This is a genomic window from Pseudovibrio sp. W64, from assembly GCF_001623145.1.
In the GTDB taxonomy this organism is placed as follows: Bacteria; Pseudomonadota; Alphaproteobacteria; order Rhizobiales; family Stappiaceae; genus Pseudovibrio.
On the sequence record NZ_LMCI01000019.1, the window covers coordinates 1 to 6,061 of the forward strand.

The window sequence follows — 6,061 nt, forward strand, 5'->3', positions numbered from 1 at the left end:
AATCAAAAGGAAAAAGAGCTTGACCTCAACGCCCGATTAGAGAAGCCGACATTCACTTCAGTGCAGGGGCTTCATCGGTTTTATGTTCATGCTATTTCTAATTGTGTGCGTCCTCACTAGGTCTAGTGAGGACGACAATCCACTTAAGCGGGATCCAACGACCTTGTGCGGAACGTAAAATCCAAAAGGAACTTCATTTAGACCCTTTACAAAAAAACAGAGGAAAGTCTGTAGTTAGTCAGCTTTTGTTGGAAAATCAGTCGTGAGTAATGGTTTCATCTTTACGACAAGATTTTCTAACAGCAGCATACTCTTAAAATTTGTAACTGGCTCGCCCCTGCACTGTGTCACGCGAGGTGTTGCCTGAAAAGCTCCCTGCGTAGGTTACTAATGCAGTTAGGTTTCCTCTGGAAAGGGTGAAGCCAACAGAGGTATTCAGGTATGTACGGTCTGCCCCGAAGCTGAGTTCTTCAACACCGCCTGCCTGATAAATCTCACCTTCAACTTCGTTGTCGGTCAGAGCGTGAAGGACACCAACTTTTGCGTTAGGCTGCACTGTCCAATCTCCCAGATCAAAGTTGCGTGCCCAGGCGAGGTTCGCAGAAAGGTAGAGATCATTGTCATTCACAGCACTGTAACGGGTATCAAGACTACTTGTGCCTGATGCGGCGAAACCATCTTGATTAAGCCATACGTGCGTCAAAGCAACTTCAGGGGTGAAATGATTACCAACAAGCTCTGCGTCGTACATCACTGACAAGCGCGTGGAGAGTGTGCTCGTTGTGAATGATCCTGCTCTGGAACCAGTACTTGTGGTGTTGGCAAACTCGTTATCGGAGTGCGTATAAAGAGAGCTCAGGCCGAGCAGAGTGGAACCGTAGTGATAGGAAATCTGAGTGCCAACGGCATAGTTTTTTATGTCTTCGGATGCATTGTCAAAGCCTGCGCCTGAGAAGTCCAGTTTGCCGTGGCCATAGTAACCGCTTACGCCAACAAGAATATTGTCCGTTACAGAACTGTTCAGTCCAATCAGCAGTCCCTGAGAACGAGATTTATAACTCACAGGATCATAATTGGCTGCTTGCTGGGAAACGGAACCTTGCATGTACAGCTGCGTTGTCTTTTCAAACCCATCACCAAACACATCTAATGGCGCAACTTTAGCAATTGCAGTCTGACTCTCGGCTTTTTTGGGGGCCGAGGCATAGCTGTTGTAAGCCTGCTTTGATTGAGCGGGCGATTTCAAGCCGTTGAGCTTGAGATGCTGCTTTTGACCATCAATCTGATCTTGCAGGTTTAAAGCCATTTGCCGTGTTGCTACAGCTGAAATAAGTGCGGAGGAGCTTTCTGGTGCAAAGTTAAACGTGATTTTCTGTTCACCTGCTGTGGCCGTTTGGTCCTCAAATTCAACAGTCCAGTCAGAGCCAAGCTGGGCACGCAGTAGGTTGATGTTCGCGAGATCCTCAAACTGACCTTCTGTCAGTGTCTTGTTTTCTACCAGGCTTGGCAGAGTGTATCCGCCTTCCTGCAGATCAGCAGGGTCAACGTATACATATAGAGCCGCGTCATCAAAGGTAACATTGTCACCAGTGTTTGATTGTATTGTTCCTTCATAATCAGTGAGCTGCAGATCAGATGCCAGAACTACGCCATAGTTGGTTATGCTTAAATCAAAACCATCGGTGTATACCTGATAGGCTTCACTGTCTGCATCGCCTGATGCGCTGGCGAGAATAAGCCCTTGAGAGTCTAGGATCAGGTCATTCTGGAGATAAACACCGTAAGCCCGCGCTTTTGCATTGGTGCCACCATGCAATACTGATTGAGCCCTCGCAGAAATGGTACCAGTGTTTGTGAGCGTTCCAGATGCCTGTTCGACACCATAGGCCGTTGCTCGGTCTCCATAACTCGTTGCCTGTGCCGTGATGGTAGCACTGTTGCTTCCAAGGTTACCGTTCAAGCCATAAGAATAGACAAAATCACCCAAAGAATTGCCATCCGCTATACCGCTAATCGCTTGGGCAATAATGTTGCCGCTGTTTTGTCCGACATTTGCGCGGATGCCATAAGCATATGCAAAACGAGTTTCGCTAAGAGACAGGGCTTTGACCTGCTGAGTATTTTCAGTGACCTCTGCACCCTCAATGCCAGTCGCATAGACGAAATCGCCTTTGGACACTGCAAGAGCGGTTACTTTGCCCTGGTTCACAAGTGAAACGGCATCATTAAGGCCCGTTGCATAAACAAAGTCTTCTGAGTGGCTCTCAACGTGGATCTGACCTGTGTTCAAGCCCGTGGCGCCATCAATGCCATAGGCATAAGCGCCTGTATTACCTGCACCAGTATCAATTGTCCCGGCACGTGAAAGAACGGTAATATTGCCAGAGTTTACACCTACATCCCCCTGAATACCAAAGGCTCTGGCGAGGAGCGAGCCATCACTCAGGTTTTTACCGGTTGCCCCGTTGGCTTCCACGTAGATGTCACCAGTGTTTTCGGTGGTGCTTGCCTGAATACCGTAGGCTTTTACCGTTGCATCCACATTATGAGTATTTGACGTCCCCGTAATTACACCGCCATTTGCGATGACGCGAATATCGCCGGAATTCTTAGTGATACTACCGTAAATCGGATCATTGGAATTGTGAGCTGCCAGGTAAATGCCGTAGGCATCTGCAGTGCCATCAATGTCCTTATCTGTTTCAGTGATATCACCAGATTGGGCTAAAGCCTGAATATCGCCTGTGTTTTCAGAAAGAGTGCTTGGAGTGGAACCGCCGTTGTAATCATAGATCCCATAGGCACGGCTGTAATCCGCTTGAGAGACTGCAATGGACGTAACATCTCCGCGGTTGGTGTCAACTTTACCATCGATACCTTTTGCACGCGCATCATCTTGTTCGGAAACAGCCTTGGCAAAAATTTTTCCGGTGTTCTCTCCTAGGTTGCCGCCAGTGATGTCCATACCGGTTGCCTGGACGTAGCTCTCCTTCGAGACGCCACAGGCACTGATGTCTCCCGTGTTGGTTTCAATTGACCCCTCATACACATCAATACCAGTCGCCTGAACATAGCGCTGTTCTGATTGACCATAGACATTAATGGTTCCGCTATTGGTGACAATGTCACCTTCAAAAAGGTCAATTCCTGAAGCCTGTACAGAGTCAGCAACCGAGATCCCTGTCACATCAATGGAGCCAGTATTCGCGGTCAAGTCTCCTTTGTAAGTATCGATGCCGTATGCCTGAACATAATCCTCTGCAGATTCACCGTGAACGATAATGTCGCCGTTGTTTATGCCAACTTCACCCCTGATGCCCGTGGCCTGGACATAAGATCTGACGGTGCTGCCATCACTGGTTCCTGCAACTGCCTTAACCCAGATCCTGCCGGAATTGGTGCTGACATCCCCCTGAATGCCATAGGCTTTGGTGATCAGATCAGCGTTGCTAGCACCTGTGACCGAAGAGCCGTTCGCCGTCACCGTAATATTGCCGATGTTATCACCCACATTTGCAAGAATACCAACCGCTTCCACGCGGCCATTTTCGGTGTTGGTCTCCGACGAAGCAGTGAGTTGCGCGCCAGTTGCAGTGGTTGTAATATCGCCTCGGTTCTCAGCAATGGTTCCGTAAATCGGATCATCCGAGTTGTAAGCCTCTAGAAAGATACCATAGGCTTTTGCTGAGGCTTCAATATTACCGTTCATATCATGAGTAGCGCCAGCTTGTGCTGCGACACTAATGTTGCCGCTGTTGCTGGTGATATTGTCAGGGACAGAATCTCTTTGATAGCGATGCAGGCCATAAGCACGAGCGAATGTGCTGTAGTTGTCGGTACCTGCAATAGCTTCGGCCGTGATGGCACCTTCGTTGATGTTAACGGCACCACTGATGCCATAGGCCTGAGCATAATCATTTGTCGAGGTCGCTGAAACAGTAAGCGCTCCAGAATTAGTGGAAGTGTCCCCCTGCAGACCATAGGCATAGGCATGCTCAGATGCAGTTGCCGAGATCACCATAACACCACTGTTGGCGGTGACATTACCTTGAACGCCGTAAGCATAAGCGTAGGCTTCTTCACTAACACTTGTGGAAATCAGGTCACCGGTGTTATTCCCCACATCCCCTTGTATCGAATAGGCGTAGGCTTGTTCCTTGGTGCTTCTTGCAGTTGATTGAATATCACCTGCGTTTTCAGCGGCGCCGTTTTGAATGCCAAATGAATAGGCAAAATCATTGGTTGCTGTTGCTTCAGCTCTTATTCTACCGGAGTTCTTTTGAGTATTTCCCTGAATGCCATGGGCATAGGCGAAGCTATCAACTGACGAGCTTTCGACGTCAATAACGCCCGTGTTGGTGCCCACATTCCCTTGAATTCCATAGGTGTATGCGAAACGTTGCTGAGATGTGGCGGAAATGAGAATGTCGCCGCTATTGGTTTCCGTTGCACCTGAAATGCCATAAGCGTTTGCATTTTGTGTGGTGGACTTGGCGCTTACCTTGAGCCCGCCGGTGTTCAGGTCAATGGTCGGGCTGCTTATCCCGTAGGCTTTAACAGGTCCTGTTTCAGCGGAAGCCGTTATATTCAGTTTACCCCTGTTGGTGATCTGCTCACCACGAATTCCATAGGCCTGCGCATTGGCGCTAGTACCAGCCGAGGTGGAAGTGGACGTGCCTGCAATTGCTGTAACAGAAATCTTGCCTGAGTTTTCGACGATCGTTCCCTGAAGGCCAGTTGCTTCGGCTGACACATCTGCATCATCATCGGTGGCAGCATTTCCGCCCCGCGCCCAAAGCGTGACATCACCGGAGTTCTGGATTTCTCCGCCCTGGATACCTATTGCAGATGCAGACGAGGGCGCATCACCACTAGAAGTCGTATCACCAGCAGCGGCGTCAATGAGAATGCTCCCGGCGTTGGCAATCTCATCATCTGTCTCAGACCACAAACCGACAGCATCAATAGACAGGTTATCTGCTGCAGCAGAAGTCTGGCGTGAAAGATAGAGTGTGATGTCTACGTTGGAGTTGATCGAGGCAGAAGAAGAAAGCGCTGACAGATACAGTTTACCGGTCAAGGCATCAAAAGCATCAACGCCATTCCAGCTTTGAACAATGTCAAAGGAAGAGGTTGTTCCCGCTTTGATACTGCCAGTCAGTACATCTGTTGAGCCTGAGGTCCTGCGAAAAAACAGCGACCGTTTATCACTGACTGACCCGTCAAACCCCACGTAGGCATCATTAGGCGCTTGCAATGTAGTGTTGTTGTCAATTGGTTCCGCAGAAACGGTCTGAACCACAACAAATAAAAGACCACTCAACGCAGTCGTAGAAAACAAACGCTTTATTTGCATATTAAAGATTGCCCACCCCAACATTTAGTATGCAATTAGCAGATAAATTGATGAAGGTGAATGCAAATTTAAGTCGGAATACCAGATCAGCTAGACGATGGCAGGCGGTTTCACACACTCGCTATTCCGGATGACTTTAATCGGGAAGGATTGGTGATCGAGCATTCACAAGTAAAACCCACAAATTGGCTATGAACCTACGACAATGAAGCGGACAAAGCCGACCTTCGCCGTACACTTCGATCCGGCGAAGTCGTGCCAACTGCAGCCAGTCACAAAATTCTATCAGGGATTGAAGTGTGCGCTATTGGCATGGTCTGATAGACGAAGCTGAGTTTCAGTGTCGGAGAGTCTGTCAAACCAAAGCTGATGCTCGGCGATTTATGTTAACGCGAGTGCCTTTAACTCCATTGGTTCTTTTAGGAGAGCCAAGGGAAAGGAACCATTGCGTTTGAAACCAATTGTTTCATAGGCCATTCACAGCTTCTTTCGGAATGATGTGCTGTGCTTCAAAGCCAAAAAGACGACCGCGGAAAATGCTCATTGCCTCAACTCCAAATCAGATAAAAAATTAAACAATACGGGCTTTAGAAAATCGAAAATCAATTTTGGGATAGGCCGCTACAATAGCGTCATGCAGTTGTCCGTTCATGTGTCCGTCGTCAAATGAAGTGGAACTGATTAGGCTTTTGAATAATGGAATGC

At 48.4% G+C, this 6,061-nt stretch carries 1 protein-coding gene; it reads right to left on the minus strand.

The window, feature by feature from the left end:
- Window positions 1-313: 313 nt before the first annotated feature.
- The gene (locus PsW64_RS10760; RefSeq protein WP_063303594.1) at window positions 314-5,356 is read right to left on the minus strand and encodes an autotransporter outer membrane beta-barrel domain-containing protein; all 5,043 of its coding nucleotides are present in this window, start codon (window positions 5,354-5,356) and stop codon (window positions 314-316) included.
- Window positions 5,357-6,061: the final 705 nt, after the last annotated feature.